The following is a 14,093-nucleotide window of genomic DNA, read 5'->3' on the forward strand; positions in this document are numbered from 1 at the left end:
ATCACGCAAAGTGTGGTGCTTATGGTTTCTTGGAATAAGCAGTAAAAGTCTCACCAGTGGTGAGACTTTTGTGCCGCTCACACAATCTGCGGGCGACACACATCCACGGTAGGAGCCGACTTGCCAGCGAAGACGTCGGAATGGGCGGCGCTATCATCGGCCACCAACCGCAAATTCAAGCGCAACCCTGACTCGCCGTTCTCAGCCCAAAGGCTCCCGCCCTGCCGCTGCACCGCATTCCTCGCAATGCTCAGCCCCAAACCAAATCCACCGTCCCCCGGCCGCGAGCCGTCGAGTCGGGTGAACGGCGAGAAGATCCGCTCCAGATCCGCCTCGGCCACACCGCCGCCCTCGTCCTCCAGCCATAGATGCCAGTAATCCCCGTCACGCCGGCCATCCAGCCGCACGATGCCGCCCGCTGGCGAATGCCGGATCGCGTTGCGCAGGATGTTTTCCAGCGCCTGGGCCAGGGTATTGAGATTGCCGCGCACCCAGCACGATGCATCCACCGCACATTGCAACTGGCCCACCGGACAGCAACTTTCGTAACAGGCGTTTTCCGTGAGCATTTCCCACAGGGCCTGGATCTGGATCGCCTCGTCCGGCAGTGGTGCGCGTTCGGTTTCGAGCCAGGCCAGTTGCAGGGTGTCTTCGACCAACCGCTGCATGCCATCGACTTCGCGGCCAATGCGTTCGCGCAACGGCAACAGATTCTGTTCGCTTTCGCTGGCCACCCGCAGGCGACTCAGGGGGGTGCGCAATTCGTGGGACAAGTCGCGCAACAATTGCTGTTGCAGGGCGACGGTCGATTGCAGGCGTTCGGACATTGAGTCGAAAGCCCGGGCCAGTTCGCCGAGTTCGTCCGGGCGCTGGGTGATGCCGCTCGACAGGCGCACATTCAATTGATCGGCACGCCACGCGTTGGCCTGCTCGCGCAGGTTGTTCAGCGGCACCACCAGCAAGCGATACAGGCCCACGCACAGCAACAGGGTGAACAGGCCGGGAATCACGCCGTTGGTGATCACCCGCCAGAACACTCGGTATTTGCCCGGCAGGAATCGCTCAGGCAACTCGATGACCAGGCTGCCGGCGGAGGGTTCTGCGGGAAAGGGAACACGCAGCCACGGCCGGCCTTTCTTGTGTATCGGCCAGTCGAGCCCCCGCAGAAAGGTCAGGTGCTGGATTTCCTTTTCGTTCAATGGATCACGGCTCAGCGACTGCAAGTTGCCGTCGATCACACCGACCCAACCAGCTTCGCGCAATTCCATGCTCTGCAACCAGCGGTCGACGCCGTCACGCTGATCGCGCCGCCAAGCCGCTTCGGCTTCGGCGGCATAACGCGTGAGCGTGCCGCGAGCCTCGTCGGAGAGGAACTGATTGCGCTCCTCCATATAACGGCCCCAGGACCAGCTCAGCCAGATCATCAACAGACAGAACGCCACCAGCAGACAGGCCAGTTTCCAGAACAGCGAATGCCGACCCGGAAGTTCAGACACCCTCATCGACGGCGCTCAGAACATAGCCCTTGCCCCACACCGTGCGCACTTCCCGCTCGGTGTAGCCGATCGATTTGAGTTTGCGGCGGATCTGGCTGATGTGCATGTCGAGGCTGCGGTCGTGGGCCGCGTAACCGCGCTGAAGTACATGCTGATAAAGGAAGGCTTTGCTCAGCACCTCTTCATCATTGCGATTGAGGGTTTCCAGCAAGCGGTATTCGCTGCGGGTCAGGCCGGCCGGTTGATTGCAGTAAGACACTTCGCACTGCTCGTCGTCGAAGTGCAGACCGCCCGCCGCCACCGGCTCAACGCTGACGGCCGGGCGCCGATCGAGAGCGACCCGACGCAGGATCGCTTCGATCCGCACGTGCAGCTCCGCCATGCTGAACGGCTTGGGTAGATAGTCGTCTGCCCCCAGGCGAAAACCGCTGATGCGATCGGCCTCGGCCCCCAGCGCCGACATCAGCAGCACCGGCGTGGAATGACTCTGGCGCAGTTGCGTCAGCACGTTCAAACCATCGAGGCCCGGCAACAGAATGTCCATCAACACCACATCGAACGGCTGGCGCCGGGCAATGCTCAGGCCTTCGCTGCCGTTCTGGCACCAGGTGACCTGGAAGCCGCTGCGCCCCAATTGCTCGTGAACATAGGCACCGAGCACGGGATCGTCCTCGATGGAAAGAATGCGTGGCTGGCCAACAGAGACAGGAGTCATGACTATCTGCAAATAATTCTCAGTTGGGCGATTATTCAAGATTGCCCGCCGCCCGGCAACCCAAGGTTGACCTGTCGGACAAATGACCGGTGCTGAAACGACGGATCACGACATGATTTTTCCCGGGAATGCCCGCAAGCAAATCGCTACACTGCGCCCATGCCGCGTGCCGGAAGCACGCAAGAGTCAATGATCAGCGGGATGCAGGAGATAGGCGTGCTCAAGAAACTGGGAATCAAAGGTCGCGTGTTGTTGCTGACCCTGTTGCCGACCAGCCTGATGGCACTGGTGCTGGGCGGCTATTTCACCTGGACGCAGCAGTCCGACCTGCAGGCCCAATTGATGCAGCGCGGCGAAATGATCGCCGAGCAACTCGCGCCGCTGGTGGCACCGGCCATGGGTCACGGCGATTCCGATCTGCTCGAGCGCATCGCCACCCAATCCCTTGAACAGCCGGACGTGCGCGCGGTGACCTTCCTCGCACCCGACCGCTCACCACTGGCCCACGCCGGCCCGACCATGCTCAACCAGGCCCCCAGCGGCGACAGCACGCAACTGCTGCGGCGCAGCGGCAACGACGCCACCCGCTATCTGCTGCCGGTGTTCGGCAAGCATCGCAACCTCGCTGGCGAACTGATCCCTGAAGAGTCCGACCGCCTGCTCGGCTGGGTCGAACTGGAGCTGTCGCACAACGGCATGTTGCTGCGCGGTTACCGAAGCCTGTTCGCCAGCCTGCTGCTGATTGCGGCGGGACTGGCCGGCGCCGCACTGTTGGCCCTGCGCATGGGCCGCACGATCAATCGCCCGATCAGCCAGATCAAACAGGCGGTCGCGCAACTCAAGGACGGTCATCTGGAAACCCGCCTGCCGCCCCTCGGCAGTCAGGAACTGGATGAACTGGCGTCCGGCATCAACCGCATGGCCGGCACCCTGCAAAATGCCCGGGAAGAATTGCAGCACAGCGTCGATCAGGCCACCGAAGACGTGCGCCAGAACCTGGAGACCATCGAGATCCAGAACATCGAACTGGACCTGGCCCGCAAGGAAGCGCTGGAAGCGAGCCGGATCAAGTCCGAGTTCCTCGCCAACATGAGCCACGAAATCCGCACACCGCTCAACGGCATTCTCGGTTTCACTCATCTGTTGCAGAAAAGCGAGCTGACCCCGCGCCAGCTCGACTATCTGGGCACCATCGAAAAGTCCGCCGACAGCCTGCTGGGGATCATCAACGAAATTCTCGACTTCTCGAAAATCGAGGCCGGCAAACTGGTGCTCGATCATATTCCGTTCAACCTGCGCGATCTGTTGCAGGACACCCTGACCATCCTCGCCCCCGCGGCCCACGCCAAGCAGCTGGAACTGGTGAGTCTGGTCTATCGCGACACGCCGCTGTCGCTGGTCGGCGATCCGCTGCGGCTCAAGCAGATCCTCACCAACCTTGTGAGCAACGCGATCAAGTTCACCCGCGAAGGCACCATCGTCGCCCGCGCGATGCTCGAAGAAGAACACGAAGACAGCGTGCAACTGCGCATCAGCATTCAGGACACCGGCATCGGTCTGTCGAACCAGGACGTGCGCGCCTTGTTCCAGGCCTTCAGCCAGGCTGACAACTCGCTGTCGCGTCAACCCGGCGGCACCGGTCTGGGGCTGGTGATTTCCAAGCGCCTGATCGAACAGATGGGCGGCGAGATCGGCGTCGACAGCACCCCGGGCGAAGGCTCGGAGTTCTGGATCAGCCTGAGCCTGCCCAAGACCCGCGACGATGCCGAAGACCTGCCCGCCGCGCCGTTGCTCGGCCGCCGGGTAGCGGTGCTGGAAAACCACGAACTGGCGCGTCAGGCGCTGCAGCATCAACTGGAAGACTGCGGGCTCGACGTCACGCCGTTCAATACTCTGGAAAGCCTGACCAATGGCGTCACTGGCGCCCACCAGACCGATCAGGCCATCGACCTCGCCGTGCTCGGCATCACCAGCAACGACATGCCGCCGGAACGACTCAACCAGCACATCTGGGACCTCGAACACCTCGGCTGCCGGGTACTGGTGTTGTGCCCGACCACCGAACTGACGCTGTTCCATCTATCGGTACCCAACCCGCACAGCCAGCTCCAGTCCAAACCGGCCTGCACGCGCAAACTGCGCCGGGCACTGTCGGACATGGTCAACCCGCGCCAGACGCGCAGCGAACCCGGCGAACCGCTGTCGAGCCGTGCACCGAAAGTGCTGTGTGTCGACGACAACCCGGCCAACCTGTTGCTGGTGCAGACCCTGCTCGAAGACATGGGCGCCAAGGTGCTGGCCGTCGAAAGTGGCTACGCGGCGGTCAAGGCTGTGCAGAGCGAAACCTTCGATCTGGTCTTGATGGACGTGCAGATGCCAGGCATGGACGGGCGTCAGAGCACCGAGACGATCCGTCAGTGGGAAAGCGAACGCCATTGCACACCACTGCCGATCGTCGCCCTCACCGCCCACGCCATGGCCAACGAAAAACGCGCACTGCTGCAAAGCGGCATGGACGACTACCTGACCAAACCGATCAGCGAACGGCAACTGGCCCAAGTGGTGCTGAAGTGGACAGGACTGGCACTGCGCAATCAGGCACCGGACCGCAACAGCGAAAGCCTGGCGGGCCATCAGGACCTGCCGGTACTCGACCAGGAAGAAGGCCTGCGTCTGGCCGCCGGCAAGGCGGATCTGGCGGCGGACATGCTGGCCATGTTGCTGGCGTCCCTTGAGGCCGACCGCGAAGCGATCCGCAGCGCCCGCGACAGCCACGACCAGACTGGCCTGATCGAACGGGTGCATCGCCTGCACGGCGCCACCCGCTACTGCGGCGTTCCGCAATTGCGCGCGGCCTGCCAGCGCAGCGAGACCCTGCTCAAACAGGAAGACCCCAAGGCCTCCACCGCTCTGGATGAACTGGAGCGGGCGATCAATCGTCTGGCGGCGCAGGCGAAGATCAGCGCCTGATCCACGGCAATGCCGATCAACGCCGACGCGGCTAAAGTGGTCGCGGGTGATTCACGCCCGCGTCGATGCTTCAGGAGGATTGCATGCGCACGATCGTTTTCAGCAGCCAGACCTACGACCGCGACAGTTTTCTCGCCGCCGACTGCCCGGCCGGCATCGAGCTGCACTTTCAACCGGCCCGACTGAGTCTCGACACGGCACCGCTGGCCGACCGGCACGAAGTGGTCTGCGCCTTCATCAACGATGACCTCAGTGCTCCCGTGCTGGAACGTCTGGCGGCCGGCGGAACCCGGCTGATCGCCCTGCGCTCGGCGGGTTACAACCATGTCGACCTGAGCGCCGCCAAACGCCTGGGACTGGTCGTCACGCGCGTACCGGCCTACTCGCCCCACGCGGTAGCCGAGCATGCGGTGGCGCTGATTCTTGCGCTCAATCGCCGACTGCACCGAGCCTACAACCGCACCCGCGAAGGCGATTTCAGCCTGCACGGCCTGACCGGGTTCGATCTGGTGGGCAAGACCGTCGGCATTGTCGGCACCGGCCAGATCGGCGCGACGTTCGCGAAAATCATGCACGGTTTCGGCTGCGAGTTGCTGGCCTTCGACCCGTATCCAAACCCGGCCGTCGAAGCCCTGGGTGCGCGCTACCTGAGCCTGCCGCAACTGCTCGAACAATCGCAGATCATCAGCCTGCACTGCCCGCTCAACGAGCAGAGCAAACACCTGATCAACCGTGATTCGCTGGCGCACATGCAGCCGGGCGCGATGTTGATCAACACCGGTCGCGGTGGTCTGGTAGACACCCCGGCGCTGATCGACGCCCTGAAGGACGGTCAACTGGGTTATCTGGGGCTGGACGTTTATGAGGAGGAAGCGCAGCTGTTTTTCGAAGACCGCTCCGACCTGCCATTACAGGACGATGTGCTGGCGCGGCTGCTGACTTTTCCCAACGTGATCATCACCGCGCATCAGGCGTTCCTGACCCGCGAGGCGCTGGGCGCGATTGCCGCCACCACCCTGCACAACATCGCGACCTGGGCGGCAGGAACGCCGCAGAACCAGGTCGAGAGCTGACAATCGATCGTCAGGCCGGAGGCGTAGCCGGGGAAATCGCCACCCAGAAAATCAGTAGCGCCAACCAGCCGAAGCCAATCAGTCGCTGCTTGAGGGAATGGCCCCGGCGCAGCAGGAACCAGACAAAGATGATCGGCATCAGGAACGCCATGACCTTCAGCCAGCCCTCCACCGGGCGAGAGCCATCGGCATTCAACTGAAGTTCGACCGCTTGTTCGGCCTGTTGCCGGCGCCGGCGTCCAGCGGCGGCGGGCATTACTTTCGGCGCCGGGGCTGGAGTGGAAGCGGATTCTGCGACGAAAGCGTCGGCAACCGCCTTGTTCCGGGGCAGACTGCCAAAGGAAATCGTTGATGTCGCGGTGGCCGGTCGGGTCGCCTGCAGCGGTGCATGTTTCCCCGTCATCGGAGCCCCGCAATGAATGCAGGTCTTCGCTTCGGGGCTGATGCTCCGCTTGCATTCATAACATTCGATCAGCGCCATGTTCCGTTCCTTAGAGATGAAGGCGGCAGTTTGCCACGACTGTAGTGTCGATTTGAACCGGATCGAAGGTCGCAAGCGCGCGTTATTCTGCAATCAAGCCCGTGCTAGCATGTCGCGCATATTTGGAGGACCCATGGTCGAACACGATTTCCGCTACACCCTGATGAACCCGCAACACACCCTCACCGAATGCCGCGCCCTCGTACCGGGCCGTTATCAGGTTACCGGCAACGGTGGCTCGATCCGTATCGGCGACGTGCTGGTCGTGACCCTCAAAGGCAGCAAGGACTTGTCCATGCGCCTGACCGTCGACACCGTCCGCCACCTGATCAACCCGCCGGGTCAATGGACCGCGATGACCACCGGCCCGGTGTTCGGCGAACTGGCGATCCACACCTGGCAGGTCAACTGCGACAGTTGCGCCAAGGAGCTGAGCTTCGAATTCGCGGTGGACGCCAAGCTCGGCAAACCGGCAGAAAAACCGGCCGCCACGGCGCGTATCGCCGAACTGGGCTGGAAAGCCGTCGATGACAAGCACCTGTGCCCGAAATGCCAGGAGCCGGTGTGATGAAACACCTGGCCCTGACCGCCGCTGTCGGCGCCGGCCTGATGGGTTGCGCCGCGGAGCCTGTGCAACTGCAACAGAACCGCAGCTACATTCTGGAGTGGATCGGCGAACGGCCACTGATGGACTACAGCCACCTGACCGTGACCTTGGGCGATGATGGCCGGGCGTATGGCAATGGCGGCTGCAACCATTGGTTCGCGCCTTACACCCTGGAAGGCGACAAGCTCAGCTTCGGCAAGATCGGCAAGACCCGCAAACTGTGTGCCCCGGCGCTGATGGAGCAGGAGCAACGCTTCCTCCAGGCGCTGGAGCGTGTGGAGCGCTGGGATATCTCGCCAATCGAGCAGATGCGTTTCTGGCCTGCCGAGGGCAAGCCATTACGCTGGTGGCTGGAAGAAGGCTGAGCCTTCCAATCGTTCCCACGCACAGCGTGGGAACGATCCTCAGTTGGCCGCCTTCAACGCCTCAAGCTTCGCCATTACCCCCGCCGCCGTCTGCTCGCCCATCAACTGTTCCCGCACCTTGCCCTTGTTGTCGATGATGTAGGTCACCGGCAAGGCTTCGCTGCGCGGCAGTTCGAACAAGTCCGCCGGATCCTGCGCCAGCACGGTGAACTTGATGCCGAGTTTCTCGCTGGCACCTTTCAGTTCTTCGCCCTGCACGTTGTCGAAGTTGACCCCGAACACACCGATCTTCTTGCTCTTGAGCTCGTCCGCCAGATGATTGAGTTCCGGGATTTCCGTGCGGCACGGACCGCACCATTCGGCCCAGTAGTTGAGCACGACCCATTGTTTGTCCAGACGCTCGGACGCCACCTTCTGCCCGTTCTGGTCAATGCCGTAGTCGTTACCGCAGCCCCCCAGCATCAACGCCCCGATGATCGTCAATGCCGCTGCCAGTCGCCGTGTCATGTCATGTTCCTTGTCAAAAATTGAATGCGCCTGCGACCCATCGCCTCCCAAGGTTCTGGATTGCGCGCTGCACAGTTAGAATAGCCGCCACTCTACGCAAGAAGCGACCCGCCATGACCGATCTGACGCTTTATCACAACCCGCGCTGCTCGAAATCCCGCGGTGCGCTCGAACTGCTCGAAGCCCGTGGCCTGACGCCGAACGTGGTGCGCTACCTCGAAACGCCGCTGGACGCCGCGCAAATCAAGGCGTTGCTCGGCAAGCTGGGAATCAGCGCACGACAACTGCTGCGCACCGGCGAAGACGAATACAAGACCCTGAACCTGGCCGATGCCAGTCTCACCGAGAAACAATTGATCGAAGCCATCGCGGCGCATCCCAAGTTGATGGAGCGCCCGATTCTCGAAGCCGGTGACAAAGCCGTGATCGGCCGTCCACCGGAGCAGATCCTGGAGCTGTTGCCGTGAGTGCGCCGTACATTCTGGTTCTGTATTACAGCCGCAGCGGTTCGACCAACGAGATGGCCCGGCAGATTGCCCGTGGCGTTGAGCAGGCGGGCCTCGAAGCGCGCCTGCGTACCGTGCCGGCGATCTCCACCGAGTGCGAAGCCGTGTCGCCGGACATTCCTGATGAAGGCGCGCTGTACGCCACGCTGGATGACCTGAAGAACTGCGCCGGTCTGGCCCTTGGCAGCCCGACCCGTTTCGGCAACATGGCCGCGCCGCTCAAGTACTTCCTCGACGGCACCAGCAACCTGTGGCTGACCGGCGCGCTGGTCGGCAAACCGGCTGGCGTGTTCACCTCCACCGCCAGCCTGCACGGCGGTCAGGAAACCACGCTGCTGTCGATGATGCTGCCGCTGCTGCACCACGGCATGCTGATCACCGGTCTGCCCTACAGCGAATCGGCGTTGCTGGAAACCCAGGGCGGCGGCACGCCTTACGGTGCCAGCCATCACGCCGGGGCCGATGGCAAAAGCGGTCTCGATCAGCACGAAGTGGCGCTGTGCCGCGCACTGGGCGCACGCCTGGCCAAAACGGCTTTGAAGCTGGGGAACTGAGATGGCGAAAAAGCCGAAAATCCTGCCCGCCGTCGAATGGCTGGAGCCACGGGTAAGGGCAATGCGGGTCGTCAGTCTGCTGTGTTTCTTTGGATTGGCCGGACTGCTCGCCGCTTATTACCTGCTGTTCGCCGACCTGCATGGTGCGCGGCCGTGGGTGATTCTGCTGATCGAGCTGATCCCGTGGATCGTGCTCGCACCGGGCATGATCATGGGCAGCGCCCGCGGGCATTCGTGGATGTGCTTCGTGGTGAACCTGTATTTCATCAAGGGCGCACTGGCGGCGTATGACCCGAGCCGGCAGCTGTTCGGCGTGCTGGAGATGATCGCCAGTCTGGCGGTGTTCTGCTCGGCGCTGCTGTATGTGCGCTGGCGGTATCAGCTGAACCGCAAACTGGCCGGCGAAGGCGAAATCTCCGTCGCCTGACAGCTGTCCCGAGATCGTTCCCACGTTTAGCGTGGGAACGATCACTCGGTCTCAATGATTGACGGTATACGCCAGCATCATCGATATCTGGCTCATCGGTCGCCCGCCGCTTTCTTCATGCCACTGGTTGAACGCGCTCTGCACCGTCGCCAGATCCCGCAGACTGCTCGGCACCTTGTCGACGATCTTCTGTGCATTCAACGCCGCGACCACGTCGTAGCTCGGCACGAAGGTGTCCTTGCCGACCATCCGCAAGAACCGTGGCGCCGACAGCCCGCCCAATTGGTGGCCGTGCTTTTTCAGGTAGGTCCACAGGCCAACGATATCGGTCACCGGCCAGTCGGCGAGCAACGCGCCGAAACTGCCCTTCTCTTTCTCGACGTCCAGAATGAACTGCGCATTGCGCGGCACACTTTTGAGTTTGCCCAGGTGGCGGATGATCCGCGCATCCTGCATCAGCCGCTCAAGGTGTTCGGCGCTCATCAGCACGACTTTTTCCGGGTCGAACTTGAAGAACACTTCCTCGAAGGCCGGCCACTTGGCGTCCACCAGACTGTGCTTGAGCCCGGCGCGAAATACCCGCAGGGCCATGGTCGAGAGATAACGGTCGTCGCTGATCTGGCGCAGTTGCGCCGGGGTCTTGGGAACGGGCAGATGGGCTTCCAGTTCAGCCGCCGAACCGAAGCGGTTCAGACAGTATTCGTGCAGCCACTTGTAATCGCGCATGCCCTCTCCTAGAAAACGAATTGAAAACGGCGCCCGCGAGCGCCGTTTTTTTTCAAGCGATCGGATCGCTTACAGGTTCACCACGTTGACGAATCGCGAAGCGGCGGTTTCATCAATCTTCAGGCTGGTGAAGTCGAACAGATTACGGTCAGCCAGCTGCGACGGGATCACGTTCTGCAGGCTGCGGAAGATGCTTTCGGTACGACCCGGGGTCTTGCGTTCCCAGTCCTGAAGCATTTCCTTGACCACCTGACGTTGCAGGTTTTCCTGGGAACCACAGAGGTTGCACGGAATGATCGGGAATTGCTTGAAGTCCGAGTAGGCCTGGATGTCTTTCTCGTTGCAGTAGGCCAGCGGACGGATCACCACGTTGCGCCCGTCGTCGGCGCGCAGCTTCGGCGGCATCGCCTTGAGGGAGCCGTTGAAGAACATGTTGAGGAAGAACGTCTCGACGATGTCGTCGCGGTGATGACCGAGGGCCATTTTGGTCGCGCCGATTTCGTCGGCGAAGGTGTACAGCGTGCCGCGACGCAGGCGCGAGCACAGCGAGCAGGTGGTCTTGCCTTCAGGAATCAGCTCCTTGACCACCGAGTACGTGTCTTTCTCGACGATGTGGTACTCGATGCCCAGCTCTTTCAGGTAGGCCGGCAGCACGTGCTCGGGGAAGCCCGGCTGCTTCTGGTCCATGTTCACGGCGACGATCTCGAACTTGATCGGTGCAACCTTCTGCAGGTGCATCAGCACGTCGAGCATGGTGTAGCTGTCCTTGCCCCCGGACAGGCAGACCATGACCTTGTCGCCGTCTTCGATCATGTTGAAGTCGGCGACCGCTTCGCCGGCCAGGCGGCGCAGGCGCTTTTGCAGTTTGTTCTGGTTGACCGTAAGAGTGCCCATGACGCGAAATCCGTGAGGTGTGACGAAAGGCGGGCATTTTACGCAAAAACACCGGGGTTGTGGCCACAGGTTGTCGCCCCTTCGATTGCCCGTTTGCACAGACCCCGACGCGATTACCCCGCCGGTTTACAGCGCGATTTGCTCTAAGACCCTATCACCTGTGCGGTTAAGACCTTTCTATACTGCGACATAAGGTCGCACACAATCTGAAGACCTGTATTTGCTCGGCCACATTGGCCCGTAGGCGCTCCGCTGGGGGGCGATGGCAATAACGAGAGGAGTGACTGGCATGATCCATCACGTAGTGGGACTTTTTACCCACCCCGATCAGGAATGGAAGGAAATCCGTGGCGACCAAGAGGAAAGCATCAGCCACATGTACCTGACGCACACGCTGATTCTGGCGGCGATCCCCGCTATTTCGGCTTTTATCGGCACGACTCAGGTCGGCTGGGTGATCGGTAACCGCGCGCCGGTGATGCTCACCGTCGAAAGCGCGATCTGGATGACCGTCATGTCGTACCTGGCGATGCTCGGCGGGGTCGCGGTCATGGGGGCCTTCGTGCACTGGATGGCCCGTACCTATGACGCCAATCCGAGCCTGGCCCGTTGCGTCGCGTTTGCCACCTACACCGCGACACCGTTGTTCGTCGGCGGGCTGGCGGCGTTGTATCCGCATATGTGGCTGGGGATGATCGTCGGCACGGCGGCCATCTGCTACACGGTGTACCTGCTGTATGTGGGTCTGCCGACCTTCATGAACATTCCGTCTGACGAGGGATTCCTGTTTTCCAGCTCGGTGCTGGCGGTGGGTCTGGTGGTGCTGGTCGCCATCATGGCGTTTACCGTGATTGTCTGGGGACTGGGCGTGGGGCCCGTCTACACCAACTGACGACCGATCCAACCCGAGAAGAACAAGATCCGCCAACACAGGCCGCCGCAAGGCGGCCTTCTCGTGCCGGTTGAAAAAGAGCGACGACCATTCGGCAGTTCGGCGATTCGCAACGCCCCGGGGTTGCGGCATACTCGACGCCTCTGGAGATCCATCAAGCATGCCCGAGCAACTCAATACCCGCGTCGAAGACTGTTTCCAACTCGCTGAATCCTTTTTCAAACGTCCTTTCAAACGCCCCGTGGTGAGCCTCAAGCTGCGCGGGCAAAAAGCCGGGGTCGCGCATCTGCACGAGAACCTGCTGCGCTTCAACCCGCAGCTGTATCGGGAGAACGCCGAACACTTCCTCAAACAGACCGTGGCCCACGAAGTCGCGCACCTGATCGCCCATCAACTGTTCGGTGACCGCATCCAGCCCCATGGCGAGGAGTGGCAACTGATCATGCGTGGCGTCTACGAATTGCCGCCGGACCGCTGCCATACCTACGCCGTCAAACGCCGCAGCGTGACCCGCTACATCTACAAATGCCCGTGCGCCGACAGTGATTTTCCGTTTTCAGCCCAGCGCCATAGCCTGGTCAGGCAAGGTCGGCGCTATTTGTGCCGTCGCTGTCGCAACACCCTGGTGTTCAGTGGCGAGATGCGGGTCGAGTAAGTCAGGCGATCACTTTGGCTCGCCGCAATTCGGCAATGCGCTCAACACTCAAGCCCAACTCCTCCAACACCTGATCCGTATGCTGCCCCAGCGCCGCCCCGACATGTCGCGGCGCCGGCAATGCCTCGGAGAACTTCAGCGGGCAAGCGATCTGCGCCTGCGAAGAGCCATCCCCACGGGGCACCTGCGCCACTAATTCCCGCGCCTGCAACTGCGGATGCTGCACCGCCTCGCCCAGATTCAACACCGGCTCGACACAGGCATCGATCCCGGCGAACAGCTCGCACAGTTCAGCAAAGTCATGCTTCTCGAACTCGACCTTCAACGCCTCCTTGAGCGCCCGTTGCTGCTCGGGCTTGGGTGACAAGCCCTGGGCCGCCAGTTCCGGCTGACCCAACGCTGCGCACAATTGCTGCATGAAGGCCGGCTCCAGACTGCCCACCGACATCCAGCGCCCGTCGCGGGAGCGGTAGTAATCGTAAAAACTGCCGCCATTGAGCATCTGATCCTCCCAGCGCGGTTCTTCACCGCAGGCCAGATACCCGGCGCCAGCCATGGCGTTCAGGCTGAACGCACAGTCAGTCATGCTCACATCCAGGTGCGTGCCCTGCCCGGTTTGCTGTCGTGATATCACCGCCGCCAGCAAACCGATCACCCCGTGCAGCGAGCCACCCGCGACATCCGCCACCTGCATGCCCAGCGGCAACGGCCCGCTGTCGGCGCGGCCGGTGTAGCTGGAGAGCCCGGCCAGTGCCAGATAGTTGATGTCGTGTCCGGCGCGATCCTTGTACGGGCCGGTCTGGCCGTAACCGGTGATCGACACGTAAATCAGCTTCGGATTGATCGCCTTCAGTGCCTCGTAACCCAGCCCCAGCCGCTCCATCACACCGGGGCGAAACTGCTCCAGCACGATGTCGTAGTCCGCCAGCAACTGCTTGACCAGCTCGAGCGCCTCGGGCTGTTTGAGATCCAGCGCCAGGCTGCGCTTGTTGCGATTCAGGTAGGCATGACTGGCCGAGATGCCGTGATCGTGGGGCGGCAAGACCCGCAACAGGTCGAGGCGGGTCGGCGATTCGATGCGCAACACCTCGGCGCCCATGTCCGCCAGCAGCAGCGAGGCGAACGGTCCCGGCAGCAAGGTCGAGAAATCCAGAATCTTCAGTGAGGCCAGCGGTGCAGACATGGGCGATCTCCATCAACGATGCTTGCAGCCTAGGCAGCCGTC

The 14,093-nt window shown here is 62.0% G+C and carries 16 protein-coding genes; 9 read left to right on the forward strand and 7 right to left on the reverse strand.

Annotated elements, in window-relative coordinates; translation table 11 throughout:
- Positions 1-77: 77 nt before the first annotated feature.
- The gene (locus AC1RME_RS16005; RefSeq protein ID WP_493091553.1) at positions 78-1,502 is read right to left on the reverse strand and encodes a histidine kinase sensor domain-containing protein; all 1,425 of its coding nucleotides are present in this window, start codon (positions 1,500-1,502) and stop codon (positions 78-80) included.
- Positions 1,489-2,211, reverse strand: a complete 723-nt coding sequence (locus tag AC1RME_RS16010) for a response regulator transcription factor (protein ID WP_096818016.1) — start codon at positions 2,209-2,211, stop codon at positions 1,489-1,491. Before AC1RME_RS16010 ends, AC1RME_RS16005 begins: the two co-directional genes overlap by 14 nt.
- A gap of 216 nt (positions 2,212-2,427) precedes the next feature.
- On the opposite strand from AC1RME_RS16010, the gene AC1RME_RS16015 reads away from it, so the two are divergent.
- Both AC1RME_RS16015 and AC1RME_RS16020 read left to right on the forward strand, forming a co-directional pair.
- Positions 2,428-5,181 carry a response regulator gene (locus tag AC1RME_RS16015; protein ID WP_096818639.1) on the forward strand — a complete coding sequence of 918 codons (2,754 nt, stop codon included), beginning with the start codon at positions 2,428-2,430 and terminating at the stop codon, positions 5,179-5,181.
- Between the two features lie 83 nt (positions 5,182-5,264).
- The gene (locus AC1RME_RS16020; protein WP_096818018.1) at positions 5,265-6,254 is read left to right on the forward strand and encodes a 2-hydroxyacid dehydrogenase; all 990 of its coding nucleotides are present in this window, start codon (positions 5,265-5,267) and stop codon (positions 6,252-6,254) included.
- 10 nt (positions 6,255-6,264) lie between these two features.
- Here the strand turns inward: AC1RME_RS16020 and AC1RME_RS16025 are convergent, their stop codons facing one another.
- Complete coding sequence (locus tag AC1RME_RS16025) at positions 6,265-6,735, reverse strand: hypothetical protein (RefSeq protein ID WP_096818020.1); 471 nt, start codon at positions 6,733-6,735, stop codon at positions 6,265-6,267.
- A gap of 133 nt (positions 6,736-6,868) precedes the next feature.
- Here AC1RME_RS16025 and AC1RME_RS16030 point away from each other — a divergent pair, with 133 nt between their 5' ends.
- Both AC1RME_RS16030 and AC1RME_RS16035 read left to right on the forward strand, forming a co-directional pair.
- Complete coding sequence (locus tag AC1RME_RS16030; protein WP_096818023.1) at positions 6,869-7,303, forward strand: hypothetical protein; 435 nt, start codon at positions 6,869-6,871, stop codon at positions 7,301-7,303.
- Positions 7,303-7,707, forward strand: coding sequence for an META domain-containing protein (locus AC1RME_RS16035; protein ID WP_096818024.1), 405 nt, complete (start codon positions 7,303-7,305; stop codon positions 7,705-7,707). Before AC1RME_RS16030 ends, AC1RME_RS16035 begins: the two co-directional genes overlap by 1 nt.
- A gap of 39 nt (positions 7,708-7,746) precedes the next feature.
- Here the strand turns inward: AC1RME_RS16035 and AC1RME_RS16040 are convergent, their stop codons facing one another.
- Entirely contained in the window at positions 7,747-8,214 is a 468-nt protein-coding gene (locus AC1RME_RS16040; RefSeq protein WP_096818026.1) for a TlpA disulfide reductase family protein, read from the reverse strand.
- A 113-nt stretch (positions 8,215-8,327) separates the two neighbouring features.
- Here AC1RME_RS16040 and arsC point away from each other — a divergent pair, with 113 nt between their 5' ends.
- From arsC to AC1RME_RS16055, 3 genes are read left to right on the forward strand one after another with little or no spacing between them, the layout of a single operon-like run.
- Positions 8,328-8,681, forward strand: a complete 354-nt coding sequence (gene arsC / locus AC1RME_RS16045; RefSeq protein ID WP_011335489.1) for an arsenate reductase (glutaredoxin) — start codon at positions 8,328-8,330, stop codon at positions 8,679-8,681.
- The gene (wrbA, locus tag AC1RME_RS16050) at positions 8,678-9,274 is read left to right on the forward strand and encodes an NAD(P)H:quinone oxidoreductase (RefSeq protein ID WP_096818028.1); all 597 of its coding nucleotides are present in this window, start codon (positions 8,678-8,680) and stop codon (positions 9,272-9,274) included. The genes arsC and wrbA overlap by 4 nt, the downstream gene beginning before the upstream one ends.
- A gap of 1 nt (position 9,275) precedes the next feature.
- On the forward strand, positions 9,276-9,701 hold the full coding sequence (locus AC1RME_RS16055) for a DUF2069 domain-containing protein (RefSeq protein ID WP_096818030.1): 426 nt from the start codon (positions 9,276-9,278) through the stop codon (positions 9,699-9,701).
- A 51-nt stretch (positions 9,702-9,752) separates the two neighbouring features.
- Here AC1RME_RS16055 and AC1RME_RS16060 read toward each other — a convergent pair whose 3' ends face one another.
- Both AC1RME_RS16060 and ttcA read right to left on the reverse strand, forming a co-directional pair.
- The gene (locus AC1RME_RS16060; RefSeq protein ID WP_096818031.1) at positions 9,753-10,427 is read right to left on the reverse strand and encodes a DNA-3-methyladenine glycosylase I; all 675 of its coding nucleotides are present in this window, start codon (positions 10,425-10,427) and stop codon (positions 9,753-9,755) included.
- A 69-nt stretch (positions 10,428-10,496) separates the two neighbouring features.
- The gene (gene ttcA, locus AC1RME_RS16065) at positions 10,497-11,321 is read right to left on the reverse strand and encodes a tRNA 2-thiocytidine(32) synthetase TtcA (RefSeq protein ID WP_096818033.1); all 825 of its coding nucleotides are present in this window, start codon (positions 11,319-11,321) and stop codon (positions 10,497-10,499) included.
- A 289-nt stretch (positions 11,322-11,610) separates the two neighbouring features.
- On the opposite strand from ttcA, the gene AC1RME_RS16070 reads away from it, so the two are divergent.
- Both AC1RME_RS16070 and AC1RME_RS16075 read left to right on the forward strand, forming a co-directional pair.
- The gene (locus tag AC1RME_RS16070; protein WP_053122787.1) at positions 11,611-12,213 is read left to right on the forward strand and encodes a Yip1 family protein; all 603 of its coding nucleotides are present in this window, start codon (positions 11,611-11,613) and stop codon (positions 12,211-12,213) included.
- Positions 12,214-12,373: 160 nt separating this feature from the next.
- Positions 12,374-12,868 (forward strand): SprT family zinc-dependent metalloprotease, encoded by a 495-nt coding sequence (locus AC1RME_RS16075; protein WP_096818035.1) that lies wholly within the window; start codon positions 12,374-12,376, stop codon positions 12,866-12,868.
- A 1-nt stretch (position 12,869) separates the two neighbouring features.
- Here the strand turns inward: AC1RME_RS16075 and AC1RME_RS16080 are convergent, their stop codons facing one another.
- Complete coding sequence (locus AC1RME_RS16080) at positions 12,870-14,051, reverse strand: CaiB/BaiF CoA transferase family protein (RefSeq protein WP_096818037.1); 1,182 nt, start codon at positions 14,049-14,051, stop codon at positions 12,870-12,872.
- Positions 14,052-14,093: the final 42 nt, after the last annotated feature.

This window comes from Pseudomonas sp. GW822-FHT03F08 (genome assembly GCF_058801265.1).

Excerpts from the sequence above, each read along its gene's own strand:
- AC1RME_RS16005 (WP_493091553.1), bottom strand. The coding sequence starts at position 1,502 with ATGAGGGTGTCTGAACTTCCGGGTCGGCATTCGCTGTTCTGGAAACTG.
- AC1RME_RS16010 (WP_096818016.1), bottom strand. The coding sequence starts at position 2,211 with ATGACTCCTGTCTCTGTTGGCCAGCCACGCATTCTTTCCATCGAGGAC.
- AC1RME_RS16020 (WP_096818018.1), top strand. The coding sequence starts at position 5,265 with ATGCGCACGATCGTTTTCAGCAGCCAGACCTACGACCGCGACAGTTTT.
- AC1RME_RS16025 (WP_096818020.1), bottom strand. The coding sequence starts at position 6,735 with ATGGCGCTGATCGAATGTTATGAATGCAAGCGGAGCATCAGCCCCGAA.
- AC1RME_RS16030 (WP_096818023.1), top strand. The coding sequence starts at position 6,869 with ATGGTCGAACACGATTTCCGCTACACCCTGATGAACCCGCAACACACC.
- AC1RME_RS16035 (WP_096818024.1), top strand. The coding sequence starts at position 7,303 with ATGAAACACCTGGCCCTGACCGCCGCTGTCGGCGCCGGCCTGATGGGT.
- AC1RME_RS16040 (WP_096818026.1), bottom strand. The coding sequence starts at position 8,214 with ATGACACGGCGACTGGCAGCGGCATTGACGATCATCGGGGCGTTGATG.
- arsC (WP_011335489.1), top strand. The coding sequence starts at position 8,328 with ATGACCGATCTGACGCTTTATCACAACCCGCGCTGCTCGAAATCCCGC.
- AC1RME_RS16055 (WP_096818030.1), top strand. The coding sequence starts at position 9,276 with ATGGCGAAAAAGCCGAAAATCCTGCCCGCCGTCGAATGGCTGGAGCCA.
- AC1RME_RS16060 (WP_096818031.1), bottom strand. The coding sequence starts at position 10,427 with ATGCGCGATTACAAGTGGCTGCACGAATACTGTCTGAACCGCTTCGGT.
- ttcA (WP_096818033.1), bottom strand. The coding sequence starts at position 11,321 with ATGGGCACTCTTACGGTCAACCAGAACAAACTGCAAAAGCGCCTGCGC.
- AC1RME_RS16070 (WP_053122787.1), top strand. The coding sequence starts at position 11,611 with ATGATCCATCACGTAGTGGGACTTTTTACCCACCCCGATCAGGAATGG.
- AC1RME_RS16075 (WP_096818035.1), top strand. The coding sequence starts at position 12,374 with ATGCCCGAGCAACTCAATACCCGCGTCGAAGACTGTTTCCAACTCGCT.
- AC1RME_RS16080 (WP_096818037.1), bottom strand. The coding sequence starts at position 14,051 with ATGTCTGCACCGCTGGCCTCACTGAAGATTCTGGATTTCTCGACCTTG.